Origin of the sequence: Mesorhizobium sp. AR10 (assembly GCF_024746795.1) — a bacterium.
In the GTDB taxonomy this organism is placed as follows: Bacteria; Pseudomonadota; Alphaproteobacteria; order Rhizobiales; family Rhizobiaceae; genus Mesorhizobium.
On record NZ_CP080524.1, the window covers coordinates 4,699,708 to 4,722,734 of the forward strand.

Annotated in this window: 18 protein-coding genes; 4 read left to right on the forward strand and 14 right to left on the reverse strand. The window is 62.8% G+C overall.

The genetic code is table 11. The annotated features are described in order from the left end of the window. Window positions 1-41 precede the first annotated feature (41 nt). Together LHFGNBLO_RS26405 and LHFGNBLO_RS26410 are read right to left on the reverse strand one after the other, a co-directional pair. Entirely contained in the window at window positions 42-848 is an 807-nt protein-coding gene (locus LHFGNBLO_RS26405; protein WP_258602221.1) for a 3'(2'),5'-bisphosphate nucleotidase CysQ, read from the reverse strand. Further along, entirely contained in the window at window positions 835-2,178 is a 1,344-nt protein-coding gene (locus tag LHFGNBLO_RS26410) for a TldD/PmbA family protein (protein WP_258602222.1), read from the reverse strand. The genes LHFGNBLO_RS26405 and LHFGNBLO_RS26410 overlap by 14 nt, the downstream gene beginning before the upstream one ends. A 166-nt stretch (window positions 2,179-2,344) precedes the next feature. On the opposite strand from LHFGNBLO_RS26410, the gene LHFGNBLO_RS26415 reads away from it, so the two are divergent. Next, window positions 2,345-2,761 (forward strand): VOC family protein, encoded by a 417-nt coding sequence (locus tag LHFGNBLO_RS26415; protein WP_258602223.1) that lies wholly within the window; start codon window positions 2,345-2,347, stop codon window positions 2,759-2,761. A gap of 1 nt (window position 2,762) precedes the next feature. Here LHFGNBLO_RS26415 and epmA read toward each other — a convergent pair whose 3' ends face one another. Further along, window positions 2,763-3,809 (reverse strand): EF-P lysine aminoacylase EpmA, encoded by a 1,047-nt coding sequence (gene epmA, locus LHFGNBLO_RS26420; RefSeq protein WP_258602224.1) that lies wholly within the window; start codon window positions 3,807-3,809, stop codon window positions 2,763-2,765. Window positions 3,810-3,920: 111 nt separating this feature from the next. Between epmA and efp the strand changes: the two genes are divergently transcribed. From efp to LHFGNBLO_RS26435, 3 genes are all read left to right on the forward strand, one after another. After that, a complete protein-coding gene (gene efp / locus LHFGNBLO_RS26425) occupies window positions 3,921-4,487 on the forward strand; it encodes an elongation factor P (protein WP_258609905.1) in 567 nt (188 codons plus the stop codon). A gap of 169 nt (window positions 4,488-4,656) precedes the next feature. Next, entirely contained in the window at window positions 4,657-6,117 is a 1,461-nt protein-coding gene (locus LHFGNBLO_RS26430; protein WP_258602225.1) for a phospholipase D-like domain-containing protein, read from the forward strand. 37 nt (window positions 6,118-6,154) lie between these two features. Beyond that, entirely contained in the window at window positions 6,155-6,955 is an 801-nt protein-coding gene (locus LHFGNBLO_RS26435) for an endonuclease/exonuclease/phosphatase family protein (protein WP_258602226.1), read from the forward strand. A gap of 9 nt (window positions 6,956-6,964) precedes the next feature. On the opposite strand, the gene LHFGNBLO_RS26440 is transcribed toward LHFGNBLO_RS26435, so the two are convergent. From LHFGNBLO_RS26440 to LHFGNBLO_RS26490, 11 genes are all read right to left on the reverse strand, one after another. Further along, entirely contained in the window at window positions 6,965-8,968 is a 2,004-nt protein-coding gene (locus tag LHFGNBLO_RS26440; RefSeq protein ID WP_258602227.1) for a glycoside hydrolase family 127 protein, read from the reverse strand. Between the two features lie 29 nt (window positions 8,969-8,997). Then, window positions 8,998-9,855, reverse strand: coding sequence for a carbohydrate ABC transporter permease (locus LHFGNBLO_RS26445; protein WP_258602228.1), 858 nt, complete (start codon window positions 9,853-9,855; stop codon window positions 8,998-9,000). After that, window positions 9,855-10,775 carry a carbohydrate ABC transporter permease gene (locus LHFGNBLO_RS26450; RefSeq protein WP_258602229.1) on the reverse strand — a complete coding sequence of 307 codons (921 nt, stop codon included), beginning with the start codon at window positions 10,773-10,775 and terminating at the stop codon, window positions 9,855-9,857. Before LHFGNBLO_RS26450 ends, LHFGNBLO_RS26445 begins: the two co-directional genes overlap by 1 nt. Window positions 10,776-10,951: 176 nt before the next feature. Next, window positions 10,952-12,199, reverse strand: coding sequence for an ABC transporter substrate-binding protein (locus LHFGNBLO_RS26455; protein ID WP_258602230.1), 1,248 nt, complete (start codon window positions 12,197-12,199; stop codon window positions 10,952-10,954). A 63-nt stretch (window positions 12,200-12,262) separates the two neighbouring features. Further along, the gene (locus LHFGNBLO_RS26460) at window positions 12,263-13,309 is read right to left on the reverse strand and encodes a LacI family DNA-binding transcriptional regulator (RefSeq protein WP_258602231.1); all 1,047 of its coding nucleotides are present in this window, start codon (window positions 13,307-13,309) and stop codon (window positions 12,263-12,265) included. Between the two features lie 378 nt (window positions 13,310-13,687). Continuing rightward, window positions 13,688-15,796: a sensor histidine kinase gene (locus LHFGNBLO_RS26465; RefSeq protein ID WP_258602232.1), complete on the reverse strand. Its 2,109-nt coding sequence runs from the start codon at window positions 15,794-15,796 to the stop codon at window positions 13,688-13,690. Window positions 15,797-15,921: 125 nt separating this feature from the next. Then, on the reverse strand, window positions 15,922-17,331 hold the full coding sequence (locus LHFGNBLO_RS26470) for a hypothetical protein (protein WP_258602233.1): 1,410 nt from the start codon (window positions 17,329-17,331) through the stop codon (window positions 15,922-15,924). A gap of 456 nt (window positions 17,332-17,787) precedes the next feature. Continuing rightward, complete coding sequence (locus LHFGNBLO_RS26475; RefSeq protein ID WP_258602234.1) at window positions 17,788-19,179, reverse strand: family 16 glycosylhydrolase; 1,392 nt, start codon at window positions 19,177-19,179, stop codon at window positions 17,788-17,790. 189 nt (window positions 19,180-19,368) lie between these two features. Next, on the reverse strand, window positions 19,369-20,238 hold the full coding sequence (locus LHFGNBLO_RS26480) for a patatin-like phospholipase family protein (protein ID WP_258602235.1): 870 nt from the start codon (window positions 20,236-20,238) through the stop codon (window positions 19,369-19,371). Then, the gene (locus tag LHFGNBLO_RS26485; RefSeq protein ID WP_413774734.1) at window positions 20,235-21,611 is read right to left on the reverse strand and encodes a M16 family metallopeptidase; all 1,377 of its coding nucleotides are present in this window, start codon (window positions 21,609-21,611) and stop codon (window positions 20,235-20,237) included. Before LHFGNBLO_RS26485 ends, LHFGNBLO_RS26480 begins: the two co-directional genes overlap by 4 nt. A 22-nt stretch (window positions 21,612-21,633) precedes the next feature. Beyond that, a complete protein-coding gene (locus LHFGNBLO_RS26490) occupies window positions 21,634-23,004 on the reverse strand; it encodes a M16 family metallopeptidase (RefSeq protein WP_258602237.1) in 1,371 nt (456 codons plus the stop codon). Window positions 23,005-23,027 lie beyond the last annotated feature (23 nt).

Consider the following 23,027-nt stretch of genomic DNA (forward strand, 5'->3'; position numbering starts at 1 on the left):
TGACAGGTCTAGACCAAAGCGGTCGACTTTGGAACCTTCGATCACGCTTCGAACCCGGCAATCACGCCGGCAAGGACGGTCAGCAGTTCGCCGCTGCCGGCGGCGAGCGCGCCGTGACGGATGATTTCGCCGGCATAAAGCGGCGCGCGGCCATGCCGGTCGAGCAAGGCGCCCCCCGCCTCGCGCAGGATAAGATCGGCGGCGGCGATGTCCCAGTCATGGGCGTTGGGCTTGACGAAGCTCGCGTCGAGCATGCCGCCGGCAATCATCGCCAGACGATAGGCGAGCGAGGGAATATGGGGCACGCGCTGCAGCCGGCTTTGCCACGCCGCCGGCATCAGGTCGATCAATGGCTTCGGCCCGCCAATTTCGACCATCGCCGGCGGGCGGCGCACGGCAATGCGATGACCATTGAGGAAAGCACCCTCACCGGGCAACGCCCAATAGGTCTGCTCCCTGGCCGGGCATTCGAGCACGCCGGCAAGCGTGCGGCCGTCCTCGACCACCGCGACGCTGACGCACCACGAGCGAAGGCCTTCGAGGAAGCCGCGCGTACCGTCGATGGGGTCGACGACGAAGGTGCGGCGCGCTGAAAGTCGAACCGGATCGTCGGCCGTCTCCTCCGACAGCCAACCATAGTCCGGCCGTGCCGCAAGCAAGGTCTCGCGCAGATAGGCGTCGGCGGCATGGTCGGCCTCGCTGACCGGCGAGGTGCCCTCCTTCATCCACACTTGCGGATTGTTGCCGAAGTAGCGCATGGCGATGACGCCCGCCTCGCGGGCCGCATCGCGCAGCACGGCCAAGTCTTTGGAGGCCCCGGCCGATATTGCCGGGTCACGCTCCGGCAAGGGTCATGCCTTCAATGAGAAGCGTGGGGGCCGCAGTGCTGAAATTGCGGTCGAGATCGCTCGCCGGAACCATGTTGAGGAACATGGTCTTCAGATTGGAAGCGATGGTCACCTCGGCAACAGGGTAGGCAAGCTCGCCGTTCTCGATCCAGAATCCGGACGCGCCGCGGCTGTATTCGCCGGTCACCATGTCGACCCCCTGGCCGAACACTTCGGTCACGTAGAAGCCGGTCTTCAGCGACTTTATCAGGTCTTCCGGCGACCGTTCACCCGGCTCGATGGCGAGATTGGTCGACGATGGCGAAACGGAGGAGCCGCTGCGCGAGCCGCGCCCGTTGGTGACGAGGCCGAGTTCGCGCGCAGCAGAGGTCGACAGGAACCAGTGGTTCAGCACGCCCTTCTCGACCATGAACAGCTTTTCGCCTTCGATGCCTTCGCCGTCGAAGGGGCGCGAGGCCTGGCCACGCCGCCGCAGCGGCTCGTCGGTGACCGTGATCGCGGCCGCAGCCACTTGCTTGCCCATCATGTCGCGCAGAAAACTGGTCTTGCGCGCCACCGAGGCGCCGTTGATGGCGCCGGCGAGATGGCCGGCGATGCCACGCGCGACGCGCGGGTCGAACACCACGTCGACCGGCCCGGTCGCCGCCTTGCGCGCACCGATGCGGCGCACGGCGCGTTCGCCGGCCTTGCGGCCGATATCCTCGGGCGCGTCGAGATCGGAAAAATGCTGGTGCGAGGAGAATTCATAGTCGCGCTCCATGCCGGTGCCCTCGCCGGCAATGACGCTGGTCGAGCGCGAAAAGCGCGAGGCGACATAGTGGCCGACGAAACCCTGCGACGTGGCCAGAACCAGCCCGCCGAGACCGGCGCTGGCGCCGCTGCCGGCCGAATTGGTCACGCCCTTGACGGCAAGGGCTGCAGCTTCCGCAGCAAGAGCCGCTTCCTTCAACTGGTCGGTCGACACTTCGGTGGCGTCGAACAGGTCGAGGTCGCGCGGGGTACCGACCAGGAGGGCCGGATCGGCGAGGCCCTGATAGGGATCCTCTGGCGACACTTTGGCCATGGCAACGGCACGCTCGGCCAGCGCCTTGGGGTCCGATGCCACCGTTGCCGAGACGCTTGCCACCCGGTTGCCGACGAAGACGCGCAGCGAGACATCCTCGCCCTCGGAGGCTTCGGTGCTCTCGACCTTGCCGAGCCGGACCGACACGCCGGCCGAGCGGCCGCGCACCGCAACCGCGTCGGCGGCGTCGGCGCCGGCCCGTTTGGCAGCCTCGACCAGGGCCGCGACGCGGTCGGTCAATTTGGCTGCATCGAGCGTATCGGTCATGCGCATGATCCTGTTTTTCAGCCGGCTATCGGGGTTGCCGCTGGTGCACCATCTATTGTTCCACTGCGGCTTGTGCAATGGGAGAAGCGGCAATCAAGATGCATCCGCCGCGGTGCATCGGTCAAAATGCATCTCTAAGCATCGTAGCCTGTTCGGAGCATTCGCCATGACGCCTTTCCATCTTGCTTTCCCGGTCCGTGATCTCGATGAAACCCGCGCTTTCTATGGCGAGGTACTCGGCTGCGCCATCGGCCGCTCGTCGGCGACCTGGGTCGATTTCGATCTTTTCGGCCACCAGATGTCGGCGCATTTGCGGCCACAGGCGACCCAGGCCGCCGTCGACGGCAAGGTCGACGGCATTGTCGTGCCGATCCCGCATTTCGGCGCGGTGCTGTTGATGGACGAATGGGAGCGGCTGGCCGCGCGGCTCACGGCCCGCGCCGACGTCGACTGGCTGGAACGGCCGATGGTGCGCTTCAAGGGCGAGCCAGGCGAGCAGGCGACGCTGTTCATCCGCGACCCCTCAGGCAATGCGCTCGAATTCAAGGGCTTTCGCTCGCTGGAGCAGATTTTCGCGCATTGAGCTAGGAATCAGCCACCGGCGTCCAGATCACGTCGTCGATCCTGAGCGCGCCTGTCGCCAGCATTACCAGCCGGTCGAAGCCAAGTGCTGCGCCGCTCGCCTGCGGCATGATGGCGAGTGCTGCGAGGAAATCCTCGTCCAGGGGATAGCGTTCGCCATAGACGCGCTCCTTCTCGTCCATCTCGGCGGCAAAGCGCCGGCGCTGCTCGGCCGCATCGGTCAGTTCGCCAAAGGCGTTGGCAAGCTCGACGCCGCAGCAATAGAGCTCGAAGCGTTCTGCGACCCTTGGATCGTCGGCGCTTGGCCGGGCAAGCGCGGCTTCCGAGATCGGATAGCCATAGAGGATGGTGGCGCGCCCCTGTCCAAGCATTGGCTCGACCTTTTCCACCATCACCCGGCTGAACAGGTCGGCCCAGTGGTCGTCCGGCGCCGTGCGCAGGCCAGCCCCGACCAGCGCTGCGTGCAAAGCCTCGCGGTCGGTGCTGCCGTCCATGGCCACCGTGGCCAGTAAGTCGATGCCGGCATGGCGCATGAAGGCCTCGGCGACGCTCAAGCGTTCCGGCTCGGCGAACGGATTGGCCTCGCGGCCACGAAAGCTGAAGCGTTTTGCCCCTGCACGCTCGGCCGCAAGTGCTACAAGCTCGGCGCAATCGCGCATCAAGCTCTCATAGGTCTCGGCAACCCGGTACCATTCGAGCATGGTGAATTCGGGATGATGCAAGGGGCCGCGCTCGCGGTTGCGCCAGACCGCGCCCAGGCTGAAGATTCGCTTTTCGCCGGCAGCAAGCAGCTTCTTGCAGGCGAATTCCGGCGAGGTGTGGAGATAGAGCTGACAGCGCGACCCGTCCGCACCGATCGCCTCAGTGGCGAAGGCCGACAGATGCGCCTCGTTGCCGGGCGAGGCCTGCAGTGCCGATGTCTCGACCTCGATGAAATCGCGGCGGGCAAACCAGTCGCGCAGGGCGGCGGCGATGGCGTTGCGCAGGATCAGCCGCGGCCGGCGGTCGGCGTGAACATCAGGCGTCCACCAGGGTGAAGCGGCGGTCATGAGCGGCGGATTTGCACAGAAGACTGGCGGTCGCAGTCAAGATGCGCTAGGGCGACGGCTCCCGCAGCCGATTTGCGCCGCCAACAAACTTTAGCAGGATTGAAAACCGTGGTGAAGGTCATCGCCAGTTCCTTACGCAAAGGCAACGTCGTCGATAAGGACGGCAAGCTTTATGTGATCCTCTTTGCCGAAAACATCCACCCTGGCAAGGGCACGCCAGTGACGCAGCTCGACATGCGCCGCATCGCCGACGGGGTGAAGGTTTCGGAGCGCTACCGCACCACCGAGCAGGTCGAGCGCGCCTATGTCGAGGAGCGTGAGCACACCTTCCTCTATCGCGATGGCGAAGGCTTCCATTTCATGAACCCGGAAACCTACGACCAGGTCGCGGTGCCGGAAAGCGTGGTCGGCGACTTTGCGCCCTATCTGCTGGAAGGCATGGCGGTGCAGGTCTCGCAGCACAATGGCGTCGCCATCTCGCTGGTACTGCCGCAACGCGCCACCTTCGAGGTCGTCGAGACCGAACCGGTGACAAAGGGCCAGACCGCGTCGTCGTCCTACAAGCCGGCGACGCTGTCGAACGGCGTGCGCACGGCGGTGCCGCCGCACATCAGCGCCGGCACCCGCGTGGTGGTGATGACGGCTGATGGCGCCTATGTCGAGCGCGCCAAGGACTGAGAACTCCGGCTTTCAGTATTGCCTGTACCAAAGACTATCCAACGACCAGGGGCGGCCTTCTCATGGCCGCGCGGAATTGGCCTGACCGCCGCGCTCGTTTCCCAGAGCGCTGGGACGGCCCATATCAGCTGCATTGCCTTCTGCGACCGCTCGCCGGATAGTCCTGCCGATGTTGCAGACCCTAGCGAATCACTGGCCCCAGGTCCTCGTGATCATTCCGGTGGTGATGGCGACCCTCGGCATCGTCCACGCCATCATGACGAAGGAGGATGTCCGCGCAGCCACTGGCTGGGTGGGCGTGATGCTCCTGTCGCCGTTCGTTGGCGCGATCATCTACGCCCTTGCCGGCATAAACCGGATCCGTCGTGCAACGATCAGCGCCATGCGCCCCTCAGCCGGCGAAGCAACTTCCGCGAAACACGACCTCGACATTGCCGCTGAACAATTGATTTCCGGCCGCTTTGGCCAACGGTTCGCTGGACTGAAGACATTGGGCGACAGGGTAGCGCGGAGCGCCCTGACATCAGGAAATGCAATTTCGATATTGAAAACCGGCGACGATGCCTATGCCGCGATGCGCCGGGCGATCGACGGTGCGCAACGCAGCATCCTTCTCGAGACCTACATCTTTGACAATGACGATGTCGGGCGGCTTTTCGTCGAATCGCTGGCCGGAGCGGTCCGACGCGGGGTCAGCGTTCGCGTGCTGATCGATGCCGTCGGGGTTCGCTACTCCGTCCCCAGCATCCTTGGGCATCTCAGAGAAGAAAACATCACCGTCGATCTCTTCAATGGCAACATCGTCATGGGGCTGCGTCTTCCCTATGCCAATCTGCGAACGCACAGGAAGATCCTTGTCGTCGATGGCACAGTCGCATTTACCGGAGGGATGAACATCCGAAAGGGATTCTCAGCCGAGTTCGCCGGCGCCACCAGCGCCAGGGATACGCATTTCCAGGTCACCGGGCCGGTGGTGGCCGACCTCTTTTCGATTGCCGCCGAGGACTGGCGCTTCGCAGGCAACGAGGCCCTCAAGGGCGACGTCTGGCAGGTGGACAAGCCCTCGCCGCCTCCGGGTCAACCGATGCTGGTGCGGGCGGTGGCGTCGGGGCCGGATGCCAGTATCGAAACGAACCACAAATTGCTGATGGGGGCCTTCTCTGTCGCCCGCAAATCGATCCGTATCATGTCGCCCTATTTCCTGCCGGATCGGGAACTGATCAGCGCATTGACTACGGCGGCCAGGCGCGGTGTCGAGATCGACATCGTCGTGCCCGCGGTGAACAACCTCCTCCTTGTCGACCGCGCGATGACGGCGCAATTCGACCAGGTGCTGAAGCACTATTGCCGCGTATGGCGCCACGAGGGGGCGTTCGACCATTCGAAGCTGCTGTCGGTCGACGGAGTGTGGGCCTTTGTCGGCTCCTCCAACCTGGATGCCCGGTCGCTGAGGCTGAATTTCGAGATCGACATGGAGGTTCTGGATGCAGGCTTTGCCGCCGAGATCGAAGCGCGTATCGGATCGGCAATTGATTCCGCCGTACCCGTGACACTCGAAACCTTGAAGTCCCGGCCATTCGTCGTTCGCCTGTTCGACCGGGTGCTGTGGTTGGGATCGCCTTATCTCTAGCGGGACCTATATCTGGGGAAGACGAGCAGCAGACAAGATGCAGAGAACCGGACGCAACCTCCCTGAGAACATGCTCCTGTCCATTCGCCGCCGAAAATCTCGGACGACGAGGACCGAGCCGCGTAAGCCTATGGATGCCACCGGCACACTGGTCGCGTCTTACAACGTTCACAAATGCGTGGGCGTCGACAGAAAGTTCGACCCCGAACGAATTGCACGCGTCATTCGGGAAATCGGCCCGGACGTCATGGCGCTGCAGGAGGCCGATAGCCGTTTCGGCGACCGCGCCGGGCTTCTCGATCTTGGGCGTCTTGAAGTGGAGACTGGTCTGGTGCCCGTGCCGGTGTCCGGAAACGGCAAGGGGCACGGTTGGCACGGCAACGTTCTGCTTTTCAGGCGCGGCACCGTTCGCGATGTCCACCAGATAAAGCTGCCGGGCCTGGAGCCACGCGGAGCCCTGGTTGTCGAAATCGATATGGACGAGAAACGCACGCTGCGCATCATCGCGGCGCATCTCGGCTTGCTGCGCCGATCACGCTCCGAACAGGCCCGTGTCGTGCTCGATATCATGAACAGCCCGGACGAAAAGCCGACGCTGCTGCTCGGCGACCTGAACGAATGGCGGCTCGGAAACCGTTCTGCGCTGAACACGCTGCATAAGACTTTTGGTCCTTCGCCGCCGGCAGTTCCCACCTTTCCGTCGAGCCTGCCGCTCCTGGCGCTCGACCGAATCATGGCCAATCGGCACGGGATGGTCTCGTCAGTGGAAGCCCATGACACACCACTTTCGCGGGTTGCCTCCGATCATCTGCCGCTTACAGCTTTCGTCCACCTGTAACGAAGTTTCTCATCCTTCCCGCAGCCAGACCAGCATCTCGCCCGGTTCGCGGTTGTCCCAGGCAAAATAGGGAACGGCGGTGAGTTTCGCCTCGCCCGTGGCGGGCGGATCGGTGCGGTAGAGCCCGTTGTCCCAGTTTTCGGCGGCCTCCCTGCTGCCGGTGGCCGAGAGCGTAACGACGCCGCCCAGCAGATCCGGCTCGGCACGCGCATCGATCTTTGCCGTGCGCGGCAAGGTGATACGATGCAGTTGGCCGGCATTGTCCGTCTCCTCGACGCAATAGATCAGCGGGCCGCGAGACAGTGCGACGCGGCCGATGTCCTGGCGCACCTCCGGATTGGCAAACAGGCGGGCGATCGACATTTCAAGATCGAGTTCCACCCGGTCGCCCTGGCGCCACTCGCGCCGGATCGCGGCATAGCCGTCGCTGGTGACGTCATCCAGATCGACCGACGCGCCGTTGACCTTGAGCGCCGCCTTGCCGCACCAGGCCGGTACGCGCAGGTGCAAGGTGAACTCGACCGGCGCTTCGGCTTCGATCCGGATCGAGACCGCGCCATCCCAGGGATAATTGCTGGTCTGGATCAGGCTAGCCGGCCGTCCCTTGATCTCGAAGCGCGCCGTCGAGTCGCCATAGAGGTGGACCGCCAGCGCATCCTCGGACAGGCTGTAGAAATAGCTGCCGATCGAAGCGACCATGCGGCCGATATTGGGCGGGCAGCACGGGCAGCGGTGCCATTTCCAGCGGTTGTGCCTGCCGCGGCTTTCCAGCGGGTTCTCGTAGAAGAACAGCGATCCGTCGAGCGACAGGCCGGAGATCGAGCCGTTGTAGAGCGCCCGTTCCATCATGTCGGCATAGCGCGCGTTGGGACCCATGCCGAGCATACGGCTCGCCCAGAACACCAGCCCGACCGAGGCGCAGGTCTCGGCATAGGCGGTTTCGTTGGGCAGGTCGTAATCGGCGGTAAAACCCTCATTGTGCGCCGACGGCCCGATGCCGCCGGTGATGTAGAGGTTCTTGGTGGTCAAATCGTCCCAGAGACGATCAAGCGCGACCCTGAGCGTGTCGTCGCCATATTCGGTGGCGATGTCGGCCATGCCGGAAAACAGGTACATCGCCCGCACCGCATGGCCGACGACCTTGTCCTGCTCGCGCACCGGTCTGTGCGACTGATTGTACTCGTAGGTCTTGAAATGATAGGCCTTCGGATCGGCGCCGCGGGCGCGCGCTTCCTCGTCGAAATAATGCGGCTGCTGGCCGCGCTGGTCGATGAAGTATTTTGCCAGGTCCATGTACTTCTGCTGGCCGGTGACGCGCGAAAGCTTGACCAGCGCCAGCTCGATCTCCTCATGGCCGCAATAGCCCTTCTTCTTGCCGGACTCGGGACCGAAGGTGTCGGCGATGTGGTCGACATAGCGGCACATGATGTCGAGCAGCTTGCGCTTGCCGGTGGCCTGGTAATAGGCGACCGCGCCCTCAATCAGATGGCCGGCACAATAGAGTTCGTGGCAGTCGCGCAGATTGGTCCAGCGAAGACCAGGCTGGATGCGCTGGTACCAGCTCGACAGATAGCCGTCGGGCTGCTGCAGCTTGCCGTACATGTCGATGACGGCGTCGATCTTGGCCTCAAGCGCATCGTTGCGGCGTCGGTAGAGCGAATAGGCGGCGGTCTCGATCGTCTTGCCCCAATCGGAATCCCAGAACATCTGGGTCGTGACCGTCGAGCCGGTGAAGCCGGGGCTGGCTGCCTCGTCCGGCGACGGCGAATGGAACGGAATGACGACGCCTGGCGACGGCCGGTCCGGGTCGATCTGCTCCAGCATGCGCGCCTGCACGCAGCGCTCGTAGAGAATGTCGGCGGTGCGCGAGGCAACGGCATCCACGCGGTCGCCCCAGAAGCCGCGCACGTCGACCTGCGGCACCGGCAGCGGACGGAAGGCGAGGCCCGGTTTGCCGGGCTTGGCGGCTTGCCCCACCTTGGCGGCTTGATTGGCGGCTTGGGATGCGGTCATCAACTTAAACTCCGGATCAGTTCGAGTGGTCATTTCACGGCCCCTGCCATCAGGCCGCGGATGTAGAAGCGCTGCAGCAACAGGAAGAGCACCAGGCACGGCACCATCATAACGGTGACACCCGCCTGCACCGCGCCCCAGTCGATGGCGCCAAAGCGGCCCGACTGCAGCGCCGTCATCATGATCGGCAGCGTGAATTTGGACTGGTCGGTCATCAGCACCAGGGCGGCCAGGAATTCGTTCCAGGCGCCGAGGAAGGCGAACAGCGCGATGGTGACGATGCCCGGCCAGACCAGCGGCAACATCACCTTCAACAGCATGGTGACATTGTTGGCGCCATCCATGCGCGCGGCCTCCTCGATCTCGCGCGGCACCGCGTCGAAGGCGTTGCGCATCATGAAGATCGAGAACGGTAGCTGCAGCGTGACATAAACGCAGACCAGCCCAGTCAGCGTATTGTGCAGGCCGATCTTGGTCAGCACCAGGAAGATCGGCGTCAGGATCGACTGGAACGGGATCATGATGGTCGACAGGATGACGACGAAGAGCAGATCCTTCATGGGAAAGCGGAAGCGCGAGAAGCCGTATCCGGCGAGCACGCTGACGATGACCGACAGGATCACCGTCATCACCGAGACATAGAGGCTGTTTTGCGCCGGCAGCCAGAGGCCGTCGCCGAAGGTGTTGAGCGTGGCGTAGTTCTCGACCGAGAAGCCCGTCGTCGGCCACGGCGGCAGCGGCGGCTTGCGCGCCTCCGGCGCCGGCTTGAAGGTCGACAGCACGGCCCAGACGATCGGCGCGATGAACAGCGCGGACGCGATCATGCCGGTCGAATGCTCGGCAATTCCGAGCCGGATGCGGCTCTTGCGGCTCCGTGCCTGCGCCATCAGTCAACGCCCTCCGGTTTGCGCAGCAGCCACAGCTGAACCAGGCTGAGCACGACCAGGATGACCAGCAGGATCATCGACAGGGCGGCGCCGTAGCCGAGCTTGAACGACACGAAGGACTGGTTGAAAATCCAGTAGACGGCCGTCAGCGTCTGGTTGCGCGGGCCGCCGCGCAGGATGATGTAGAACTGGTCGAACGCCAGGATCGAGCCGGCAACGGACAGGATCAGCGCCAGCGCCAGCGTGCGGCGCATCAGCGGCAAGGTGATGGCGCGAAACCGGGCCAGCGGCCCTGCCCCATCGATCTTCGCCGCCTCCTGCAGGTCGGTCGGGATCGATTGCAGGCCGGTCATCAGGATGATCATGGTGAAGCCCGCCACCTTCCAGACCACCATGGCGATGATCGACCAGAAGGCCGGCTGGAAGGTCGCCAGCAGGTTGACCTTCTTTGCGGTCAGGCCGAGGTCGTAGGCGGCCGGGCTGAACAGGCCGGAATCGACATTGAGCAGCCAGGACCACAACAGGCTGGCCGAGGCGAAGCCGACGACGGCCGGCATGAAGAAGGATGTCCGGTAAAAGCCGGTCAGCGGCCGCGGCCTTTCGATGAACAGAGCCAGCGGAAAAGCCACCGCGAAGATCGCGATCGTCACCACCACCGTGTAGTAGCCGGTGAAGCTCAACGCATTCCAGAAGCGGTTGTCGCGCAGGATCGCCCGGTAATTGTCGAAGCCGATAAAACTGTGCTCGCCCATCAGCGGCCAATTGTGCAGCGACATCCACGCCGTCATGCAAAGCGGTACGATGAAAAAGACCACAACCAGCGCGACGGCCGGCGCGACATAGAGCAAGCCGATCCACTGCCGGCGGCCGGCGCCGACCAGTTTTCTGGCACGTGGCGGTGCTGTTGCGATGGAGCTCATGCCTGCTCTTCCATTTGCGCTGCGTTCCCCTCCCCCCTCGAGGGGAGGGTCCGGTCGAAGGCCGGGGTCCTCTGCGAAACGCGCCGACAGAACAGACCGTCGAGCACTGCCGAGATGACCCCACCCGGACCTGCGGTCCGACCTCCCCTCAAGGGGGAGGTTGGGCCGGCGCTTGCCTACTTCTGCGGCGCCTGATCGATGATCGACTGCATGGTCTCCTGCGCATTGGCGATGGAGCCATCGACATCGTCGCCGAAGAAGACCTCGTTGACCATCTGCGTCCACGGCCCGTTGGCGGAATTGATCAGGTCGTTGAACACCACCGTGTAGGGCGTGCGGCCCTTGGCCATGGCTTCGGCGGCGATCTGATAGCGCGGATCGAGATCCTTCAACGCCTCCTTGGCGATGTCGCCGCGCACGGGAAGGCTGCCATATTTTGCCAGGATCGTCTGGCCCTCCAGCGAATAGGCGAAATCGAGGAACTCCTTCACCACGGCGAGCTTCTTGGTGCCCTTGGTGACAACGAAGTTGTCGCCGCCGGCAAAGGACGACCAGCCGCCATCCTTGCCCGGCAGGAAGGTGACGCCATAGTCGACATCGGGATACTGGGTGTTGAGTGCGCCGATGGCGAAGGCGCCGGACGGCGTGATGCCGATGTTGCCGGCGGCAAAGGCGGCAAAGAAGTTGGAGCCGGTGTCGGTCTGTGCGCCTGCCGGCACCAGGTCCTTCTTGACCATCGAGCGGTAGAGGTCGACGGCGCCGCGCAGCTGCGGGCTGTCCAGCGTCGCCTTCGAGCCGTCCTCGGTGAGGATGTCGCCACCCGAGGCCCAGATCAGCGGCGTGAAGGTGAAGATGTTGCAGCCGCCGCAATTGCCGGAGAAGTAGAAGCCCTTGATGTCGCCGCCGAGCGCGTTGACCTTTTCGGCGTCGGCTTCGATCTCGGCCCAGTTGGTCGGGCCTTTTTCTGGATCGAGGCCGGCCTGCTTGAACAGCTTCTTGTTCCAGATCAGCACCGAGCTATCGGCGGAGAACGGCAGGCCGTAGATGCGGCCCTTGTAGGTACCGGTCTTGACGTGCGCCGGCGACAGGCTGGCGAAATAGGGCAGCGATTTCGCCCAGTCGGTGATGTCTTCGAGCTGGCCGGCGGCCGAGAAGGCCGGCGTGTAGATCAGGTCGAGCGACAGCGCGTCCGGCGCCGTGCCGCCGGCGGCGGCCGCACCATATTTCGGGATGATCTCGGCATTGGGAATGATGTCCAGCTTGATCTGGTTCTCATGCGCCTTGTTGAACGCATCGACGATGCGCGGCATGAAGTTCGAGCCGTCGGCGCGAACCCAGATGTTGGCGGTGTCGGCGGCCGCGGCTGTTGCCAGCGTGCCCAGAATGCTCGCGGCAAAGGCGAGCCCGGCGATCATAGGTCTCATGGTTCTCCTCCTCATGGTTTGTTCTCCTCCCTGTGGTAGCGCTCCCGCGCGACCCTAAGTTCCTCAGCCGTCCGGCGGACGGCCGCATGACTGACGCACCACCAGCCGGCACGGCAGTTTTCGAATGCCCGGCTCGGCGGGTTGGCCGCCGACGAGCGAAAGCAGAGCCAGGCCGGCCTCTCGCCCAAGGGCGGCCAGGTTCATGTCGATAGAGGTCAGCGGCGGGCGCGTTGCCTCGGCCACGATCTCCCAATTGTCGAAACCGATGACGCCGACATCGTCGGGCACGCCAAGGCCGCGCTCACGCAGCGCATCGATGACGCCGCGCGCGATCTGGTCGTTGCCACAAAAGACAGCGTCGGGTTTTTCACCCTTCCCGTCGAACAGCGTCCCGATCGCCTCGTGCCCCCAGGCTTCTGACCACGGGCCCAGCATGGGCTCGGTGACGGGCAAGCCGTTCTCGGTCAGCACGTCGCGATAGGCCTGCGCCCGCGCATGCACCACGGCAAAGCTCGCCGGTCCCGTGACATGGGCGATGCGGCGGCGCCCGAGCCGGCAAAAGTGCTCGACCGCCAGGCGCGCGCCGCCGGCATCGTCCGAGACAAAAGCGATGGCGCCGGGATCCGGTTGGCTGAAGGCGTAGATCACAGGAACGCCGAGATTGGCGAGGTCGACCGGCAGATGGCGGTCGATGCGCTTGCCACTGGCGATGATGCCGTCGATGCGCTTGTCCAGCATCGCCTCGACATGCAGCTGCGCCAGCCGCGGGTCGTCCTCGACATTGCACAGGAACACGGAGACGCCGGCATCGACCAGCGCGTCCGAAATGCCGGACATGACCGGCAGCGAAAAGCGGCCATAGGTGTCGTTGGTCAGCAGGCCGACGGTGAACGAGCGGCGCCGAAGCAGGCTCTGCGCCAGGCTGTTGGGCCGAAAGCCGAGACGCTGCGCCGTCTCGCGAATACGCTGGCGCGTCTCGGCGGTCATCCGCCCCTGCCCGTTCAGCGCTTTTGAGGCCGTGGCGACACTGACGCCGGCCATCGCCGCAACCTCGCGCAAGGTGACCGGCTGCTTGGCAGAGACAGGCGTTGGTTGCGCGTCGGAAACCATCGTTCGGGCGTCGGTCCTTCAATCTGGGAAAAGCTTTTCTCTTACAGGCCCGTAGCGTGTCGATGTGGTGGGTCGACGGATGCTTCGGAGTTTGGGAAAAGGTTTTCTCAAAGGAGACTAGGACGAGAATGCGAGTAAGGCAAGTGGGTTTGGAGAGGTGCTCGCGACCCAACCGAAGCGGCAATCCCGCAACGGTTGCCCTGCGCCATTGGCGGACACCCGAAGCACCAAGCAGAAAACGTCCGCCTGCTCTGACATAACCGCCACATTCGACCTTGGCGTGGCCGAGTAGCGGCCAAAGGCAAGATACAGTCTGGCTAATGATTGGAGCTTCTTCCTATACATACCTATGCAAATAGTTCGGAACTGGACGGTGAGCTAAGTTTCCCTGCTCAGGAAATGTGCTTCAGCCTCATTCGGCTCAGACAAGTTCACCCGAAAAATGCAGACCAGTCCTGACCTTTCGAAAGTCAGCACCACGCGGCCCCCGGAATCGGAATCGAATACGCGCTCCAGAAGCTGGGTGCCAAACCCCTTGCGCTCGACAGAGCCGACGGTTGGGCCGCCTGTCTCTCGCCATTCGAGTTCAAGTCGGCGTTGCCGTTTTTGACCAGCAAGCTTCCAGGATATCGAAACCCTGCCGTTTGCGTTCGACAGCGCCCCATATTTGATCGCATTTGTCGTAAGTTCATGAAGCGCCAGAGCACATGAAAGGGCGACGTTTGGCGGAAGCCAAACCTTCTCTCCGCTGATTTGAAATCGTTCGATCGGTGCATGTGGCTTGATCGACGCTGTGATCAGATCATTGAGATCGGCGCCGCTCCAGTTCTTCTGCGTAAGGATATCGTGTGCCTTCGCCAGGGAGATGAGCCGGCTGGACAGGGTCCGTCCTGCCTCAGGCAAAGTGGTTGCGTTGCGGATCGTCTGGCTGGCGATGGCCTGGACCACCGAAAGCGTGTTCTTGACGCGGTGGTTCAATTCGTTGACCAGCAATTTGCGATGCTCTTCGCCGCGTTTGCGGTCGGTTATGTCAAGGCTGATCTGCACGGCACCAATTATGCTACCGCTTGGGCTGCGGATCGGACGCGCGCTCGAGAGCAGGAAGCGCTCCACGCCCGACGGAAGGGTATAGGCGAATTCTTCGTTGTCCGTCAGCTCTCCGCGCATTGCCCGACTTAGAGGTCGGTCCTCCCGGCTCACGGTCTGCCCGTCCTTGACGGCTACGGTGTTGATCACGAGATCGGGCGCACCAAACGATTTGCGGGCGTCATTCGGCAGACCCATGAGTTCCGCCGCAAAGCGATTGCGTATGACCTGAAGGGCTTTCGGGTCATAGGTGAACCAGACCGCCGCCGGCACCGTCTCCAGTACTGTCTCCAACTCATACCGGCGCTCGGCAATGGCACGCTCTGCGTCTACCAACGCCTGCGCAATGGTAGCGAACTCTTCCACGGAGGTGGACATTGGTTCAACCGGGCGGCCATGGCCCAGCGCATCAGCGCGAGCCGCCAGATCTCTAGCGGCTCCGGTGAAGTGTTTGCCTACGACGTAGGCAAGAGCTGCCGACACGAAAAGGGCGAGGAGGCCGATCCCGCAAATCGCCGCGAGCGAGCGCCACAGCGGCGCCTGCACCTGAGAAAGCGGTACGTTGGCCGTATAGAACCAATCGGAATAAGAGGATCGGTAGTAGCCTGCCAGCAGCGTGGTGCCCTCGAAGTTGCGGGATGTGAAGCTGCCGGAGTGGCCAACGATTTTTTCCAGATATTCCGGCAATCCGGGCTTGCCGGTCATCTCCTCATGCGACCTGGAACGAGCCACGTAACTTCCGTCGCGATCGCCAACACCAACCGTCCACCCCTCAGGCACAGCAGGCATCATCACATCGCGAATGCGCGCGGTTGGGACAGAAATCGAAAGGACCAGGTCTTCGCCCGTCGGCGCCGGCACCCGTATGGCAACGGCGATGCGCTGATCTTTGGAATCCTTGCGGGCGAAGACATCGCTGACGAAAGTGCCAGACGCCCTGAGTTTCTCCAGATCCCCCGCCGGCATCGGTTCGACCGGCGGCAGAACTGCACCGTGCCCGATCTCTGTATTCAACAGTTGATTGCGACCTGAATCGCGCAGGACAATGATCCGGTCCGTCCCTTCGACCAGGCTGAGCGCCTCGCCGCGAAAGGCCTCCAGATCGCCATTGGCCAGACCAGGCGATTTCGACAGGCCGTTGAGAGTCGTTTGGAGATTGGCCAGTTCGCCCTCGACGACGAGCGAAACCTGCCGGGCCGTTTGGCGTGCGTCCTGTTCGAAGCGGGACCGCTCATGCACAGCATACTGGACCAGCAGATAGGCCGCGAAGAGCCAGACGGGTATCACCGCGGCCGCGATCAGACCAAGCAGGTGCGATCGAGCTGATCGACGAGGCAAATGCTGTTTCCCCTGCCGCCTCAGAAACTTCGCCAACCATAATCGCAAGCCGGTGAACAGCAAGCGTTAGTTCAAGCGAACGCAGCCGGTAGGATGCCGGAGGTAAGGGATCCCGGAAGTAGGCCTCGATGTCGGAGCCAATGCCAGGCGGTGATCGCAGACACAAAGGCGAAGCGTAAACGCCTTTCCTACGGCGCGGCGCGCATGTTTCGACGGGCGCGCCGCCTTGTGGCGCGCGCTGCCTCCGCTACCACGCCGTTGATTTCGACCACGACGCCTTCGCGCGGCTTGGCGTTGGTGACCCGGTGCTGGCGCTCATAGGGCAACAGTTCCTTGATCCGGGCATTGAGCGACGCCACTTCGGCTCGCAGGTCCTCGCATTCCTGCTTCTGAACATCGAACTGCATCTGTTCGGACGCCTGCTGCAGCGAGAGCTGCGAAAAATTCGCGCTCAATGTCGAAAGGCTCGTCTTGTCGCTTTCGCTCTCCTTCATGAGAGCCGACAATTTTTCATCCGCAACCTGCTTTTCGGCCACGGCGTCGCTCCATTGAGCCTTGAGCCTGGCAACCTCGGCGGCGGCTTCGCTGTTCTCGTTCGAGGCCAGTTCCAGTCGCGATTGGAGGTTCTGAATTTCAGAACGCAAGCCGCTCATCTGCGCGTGGCTGCGTGCAAGCTCGGCTTCCCTGTCACCTTCCATGATATGAGCCGCTTCGGTCATTTCCGACAGCTTCGTTTGCGCTATCTCGAACGATTTCTGGAGACGCATTTCCTCCTTCTCGCTCTTGCCGAGCGCAGCCAGCAGTTCCGAAAGTCGCGCCGCTTCGCTGGCATGGATCGTTGAGAGCTCGTCGAGCCTGTGGCGCGTCTCAGCTTCCCGCTTGCGCGCCTTTTCGAGATCGATCGACAGGCTGACATGCTTCTCCCGCAGCAACTTGTTCTCGCGCGAGCGTCTATTGGCCTCGACCGTTTTGGCCGCAAGCGCCTTGACGATGCCGCCGAAGTCCGCTTCGCGTTTTGCGCTCGCATTGGCTGCCTCCACGAGTTCCAGCCTTACTGCTGCCAGCGCACTGCGAAGTGCTTCCCTGTCCTGAACCAGGCTTGTCTCGCGCTGCTGCAGCACTTCGACCGCGCTTTCACGCTCGCGCTGCTTTCTGGTCGCATCGTGGAGCTGTTCCGACAGCACTCTTTGGTGTGTGGTCAGGTCGACATTTGCCAGTTCCAGTTCGTTGGCGCGAAGAACGTCGCTGTGAAGGATGTTCAGGAATTCGCGCGTCAGATGGTGCGAGGTCGCGATCTCCGACAGTTTCGCGTTGATCTCCTCCAAAAAGTCCTGCGCATCGTGAAAGAGCCCATCAACCGCACTCAGTGCCGCCAATCGGGTTTGGGTATGCGAAGTCTGCCGCCGTGCGGTTTCGGGAGAGTCCGCACTGCCCTCAGGCTGCGAGCTGTCATTGTTTGCCGCGAGATTCTCATCCGGGACGCTCTCTGGCGGCGGCTGGTCGTCGAGTTTGAGACACTCATCGAACGCGTCCGCCAACTCGGATTCGAGCTCCTTAAATGCCTTGTCCGAACGCTTCATCAGCCCCTTGAAGTTCATGGCCTAACACCCCCTTACGCTCACCCCAATCAGTACTTAACGAATTGCTAACATACCCTTTTACATGCACTTCTTCCGTTGGGGAAGACCCCGCTGGCAGAACCTTAGTAGCCTGATTGATTGATATGCTCCGGGTCGCCTTTCGCGCAGCGGCGGCAACACCACCGGCTGTTCACCCATCCACACGCCTGGTGCGTTTGGCCCTGATGGCGCTGGCCTGGCCTCCACCGGCTTCCCTACTTCGCGCTTCAGACGCGCGTGCGGGTTCCGACTGCGAACGTCTCCCGTTCCGACTTTTCGTCACGCGAAAGCGCGAACCCTGTCGTTCACCAACTTCCGGCTGCGTTGGTCTGCCTGGAGCCTGTTCCATCCCGATGGAAACGGGATGTGGCTCTATCTTCTTGTTTTGGCATGATCTTTTCCGAAAACTGGATCCCCGCTTTTCGGAATCATGCTTTAGACAAGCCAATCGTCCAGCGCGTAGGCATGGATGTAGTCGATCTGCATTTCCGCTGGCGTGGCAAGTCCGTCGGCGGGGGTTCCGGCTATGCCGCCCACCGCCAGATTGACCAACATGTACATCGGGTCGTGCATGTCGGCGGGCGTTGCGGCGCGCGCAACTCCGACGTCGTCGAAATACCAGACGAGTTCGTCTTGCGTCCACAGCACCCCATAAGTGTGGAACCCCGCGGTATCCGCGACGTAGGGTGTCGAGGACACCGTCGTATGCGTTCCCGTTGCGTTCGAGTGGCCCGTCATAATGAGTTTGTTCGGGTCCTGACCGACCATCTCCACAACGTCCAGTTCCGGTGGCCAGGAGCCGTCCGCCGGGAGAAGCCAGAAGGCCGGCCAGACACCTTGCTTTTCGGGCATGTCGGCCCGGATCTCGAAATAGCCGTAGGTCTGCGCGAAGGATTCGTAAGTCGTCAGCACACCTGAGGTGTATTGGTAGTCGTTTATGAAGGGCCGGATCGCTTCGGGAGCTCGGGCCGCGGTAATCGTGAGGATGCCGTCCTCTACGCTGAACGGGTTGACGGAACTCGTCGGGGCGTAGTCGGTGTCGACGTACCATTGCAGCTCGTTGTTGTCCGTGAGTGTGCTGCCGTTCGCGGCCCCCCACCAGAAATTCGAGTCCCAGGTCCCGCTCGAGCCATTCCACAGGTCCAGCGTGTTGAAGTCGTCCGAGAAGGACAACTCGAGAGCCGACCTGTCCAAAGCCAGCTTGAACTGACCTGCGGTGAACTGGTCAATGGTCTTGTTGGCAAAGACGACGAACTCGTCCTCGGAGAGATCGAGCCGGACGTCCGCTCCCGACTGGACCATGTTGAGTTGCACCTCCTCGAAGGAGATGAAGCCGTAGCTCCCGACGCGCACGCTATCGGAGGCGCCAAAGTCCAGGATCAGGTCGCTGCCGTTGCCTGAAGTCACGACGAAAATGTCCGCCCCGGATCCGCCTTTGAGAACGTCATCGCCCTGCAGGCCGTCGAGCGTTTGTTGGCCGGAGCCGCCGGTGATGATGTTGTCTACCGCGTTTCCGAAGGCATAACGCTTGTCGCCGGTGACCGTCAGGTTCTCGAAATTCTCCGGGAGCCTATAGCTCATCGGCGTCGAGATGGTGTCGACGCCCTGGTTGGCAAGCTCGACCGCTTTGTTTTTCGACGAATACAAATAGTAAATGTCGTCGCCCTTGCCGCCGAACATTTGAACGGTGACGCCGGCATCGCCGTACATCGAGTCGTTGTACATGCTTCCATAAAGTGCCGGTCCGGAATTTGTTGCCGAAAACCACTTTACGGAAGACCCGCTGTAGGGGAGCGGAACGCCCCTGGCGTTCAGTACTGTGGCCATCGCGATTTTATACTCCTTCGCCTCACCTCAAGTCAGCCCCAACATAGATGGGGGGCATCAAAAGGTGTCAGACCTTTTTGGCCTTCGACTTAGGAGGGTTACCAGGAGTTTAACGCCGCCGAGCGCCCCGCTCCCTGGCGAGGCGCGTGTAGCCCGCGCACTGTTTCATTGAAGGAAATTAGACCGCCCTCACCCACCCGCACGTTTGGTGCGTTTGGCCTTGGCGGCGCCGGCCTGCGCCTCTACCGCCTTCTCGATTTCACGCTTAAGCTCGTCCTTGATGTCAGCCGTTTCGGCCAGCAAGGCATCGATCTTCATGAAATCGAGCACGCGGTATTTCGACACCGCCGGGCGGATCAGGATATCCGGCTGGCACTGATTCAGCTTGTTGGCGATGATCGACTGCATCATCAATTGCGTGGCGCCGAACATCAGGTCGACCGAGGTCGGGTGCTTGCGCTCGGCCTCGGTCGGCGCGCCGACCACGTCGACGGCGATGATGATGTCGGCATCCTTCTTGATCAGGTCGAACGGCACCGGGTTGTAGATGCCGCCGTCGATCAGCAGCCTGCCGTCGCGCATCACCGGGCGGAACACCGCGGGAATAGCCGCAGAGGCGGCCAGTGCCGAATGCAGGTCGCCGTCGTCGAACACGGCGAGCTTGTGGCCGAAGTAGTCCGTTGCCGTCACCTTCAGCGGTATTTTGAGGCCGGCGAAGGCTTCGGGGATGGCTTCCGGCAGGAAGGCTTTCAGGATGCGCTCGATATTGAACTGGCTGACCCGCAATCCGCCCTGCACCGCCTCGGCGAAGGTGCCGGGCCGCGCCCGCCACATCCGCGTCGCCACTTCGGCGCGGCGGCTGAGGATCGAACGGGCATAAGCCTGGATGTCCTTGCCGGCCATGCCGGACGCCATGCCGGCACCCATAATGGCGCCAATCGACGAGCCCGATATGGCGACCGGCTTGATGCCCAGTTCGTCCAGCGCCTCGATGGCGTGGATATGCGCCAAGCCACGGGCGCCGCCGCCGCCAAAGGCAACACCAAAGGTCGGGCTCATCCTTTTTTGGCCTCGCCCAGCTTCGGTCCGACGACCATGATCGCCGGCTCGGTGGAGAGCAATTTCTTCGCCGCCGCCTTGACCTGATCCAGCGTCACGCCGTTGATGAGGGCACCGCGCCGCTGCATGTAGTCGATGCCGAGCTTGTCGAGCTGCAGTTCGACCAGGGTCGACGCAATGGCGCTCGAGGAATCCAGATTGTTGATGGCATAGCCGCCGACCATGTATTTCTTGGTCGCCTCGAGTTCGGCTTCGGTCGGCCCTTCCTGCGCCATGCGCTTGATCACCTCGCGCACGACGCCCAGCGTCTCGCCCGCCCGGTCGGAGCGTGTCGCCGTGGTGACGAGCAGGGCGTTGGCGTGCTTCTGGTCGACCAGATCCGAACTGACGCTATAGGCCAGGCCACGCTTTTCGCGCACCTCGCCGAACAGGCGCGAGGTGAAGGTGCCGCCGCCGAGGATCTCGTTCATCAGCACGGCGGCGAAAAAGTCCGGCGCATCCCGCTTCACGCCGGGATAGGCCAGCTGCAGTGAAGTCTGCGGCAGGTCGTAATTGACCTCGAGCTGCTGGCCGAGCTTCGGATCGATGTCGGCGACGGGCTTCAGCGTCTGCTTTTCCGGCAGGTCGCCGAAGACCATGTCGAGCTTTTGCTTCAGCGTCTCGGCGTCGATGGCGCCGACCACCGCCACATGCAGGCCGTCGCGGGCGAAGTTGCTCTTGTGGAAAGCGATGAGATCCTCCGGCATGATGGTGGCGAGGCTTTGCCTGGTGCCCTCGTCGGGCCGCGCATAGGGATGCGTGCCGTAGATCGCTTCCGCCCATTTGGTCTGGGCGATGGTGCCGGGGTCGTTCTCGCCGGCGATGATGCCGGACAGTATCTGCGAACGAATGCGGTCGATCGGCGGCTGATCGAAGCGCGGCCTGGTGACCGCCAGCCGCAACAGATCGAACGCCGCATCCTTCTGCTCGGCCAGCATGCGCATCGAACCATAGGTGCCGTCGCGCCGCGCATCGAAGCCCATTTCGGCGCCGACATCGTCCAGCTTTGTCTGGAAGGCCTCGCTGTCGAGATCGCCGGCGCCCTCGTCGAACAGTCCGGTCATCAGGTTGACCAGCCCTTCCTTGCCAGCCGGGTCCTGCGTCGTGCCACCGTCGAAGACGAAGCGGATGGCGACGATCGGCACGGTATGATCCTCCACCAGCCAGGCGGTGATGCCTTTCGGCGACGTCACCTGCTGGATGTCCATGGCGCGAGCGGCAAGCGCCGGCAAAAGCAGGAACAGAACCGAGAGCAGCAAGGTGATCAGCGGGGTGGCGGCGCGCCAGGCCTTCACTTCTCCCCTGGTGGAAGAAGGAAAGAGCGGGCGGCGCATTGGGCCGAGATATGTCATCAAATCAGTTCTCCGCCTGGGTTTTCGGCAAGAGATAGCCGGTCGTCGAACGGTCGAGCACCAGATAGCGGGCGGCGACAGCTTTCACCTCGTCGGCAGTGACCTTGCGGATGCGGTCAGGCCATTCCTCGATATCCCTTACGTTGCCACCGGTGGCCAGCGTCGAGCCATAGATGTTTGCCATCGAATCCTGCTTGTCGCGGGCGAAGATCATCGATCTGATATAACGGTCCTTGGCCTTCTCCAGTTCCTGCTCGGTGACACCGTCCTTGGCGATGCGGGTGACTTCGGTGTCGACCGCCGCTTCCACAGCGGCCAGCTTGGCGTCGCCGCGCGGCGCGCCATAGATGGTGAAATTGGTGGCATCGAGCATGGTGCCCTGGAAGAAGGCGCCGGCGCCGGCGGCAATGCCTTGCTTGACCACAAGCTCCTGGTAGAGCCGGCTGCGGTTTCCGCCGCCGAGGATTTCGGCGAGCAGGTCGAGCGCCTCGGCTTCGCCGGGCTTTGCCGTGCGATAGGACGGAACTACCCACTGCGTCGAAAAACTCGGCACACTGACGCGCGCATCGGTGAGCGTCACCGTACGTTTGGTGTTCTGCTCCGGCTCGACCGGACGGATGCGCGGCGGCAGGTTCGGGCCACGCGCGATCTTGCCAAAGGTCTTTTCGGCCAGCGCCTTGACCGCGTCCGGCTCGACGTCGCCGGCCACCACCAGCACGGCGTTGTTGGGCGTGTAATACTTGTCGTAGAAGGCGGTGGCGTCGGTCCGGTTCAGCTGCTCCATCTCCTGCATCCAGCCGATCACCGGAATGCGGTAGGGCTGGTTCTGCCACAGCGTGGCGTCGACTTCCTCGTCGAGCACGGCCTCGGGATTGCTGTCGATGCGCGAGCGGCGCTCCTCTAGGATGACGTCGCGCTCGGTCTTGATGACTTCGTCGGTGAGGATGAGATTGCGCATCCGGTCTGCCTCGAAACCCATCATGTCTGCGAGTGCCGACGGCGCCACCGTCTCGTGGAAGGCGGTGTAGTCATAAGAGGTGAAGGCGTTGTTGGAGCCGCCGATGGCAGAGATGGCGCGGTCGAACTCGCCGGCGGCATGATTCTTCGTCGCCTTGAACATCAGATGTTCGAAGAAATGGGCAATGCCGGATTTGCCCGGCGGCTCGTCGGCGCTGCCGATCTTGTACCACACCATATGGGTGACGATCGGTGCCCGGTGATCGGGGATGACCACGACCTCCATGCCGTTGTCGAGCAGGAAGTCCGTCACCTTGCTGGCGTCTCCTGCGTTGGCGGCCAGAACCGGGCCGGTCAGCGTCAAAGCCAGAGACGTCGTCAACAGCGCACCGCGCAGCCATTCAACTTGAGATGTCATCAATGGCTCCGGTTTTCATGCTG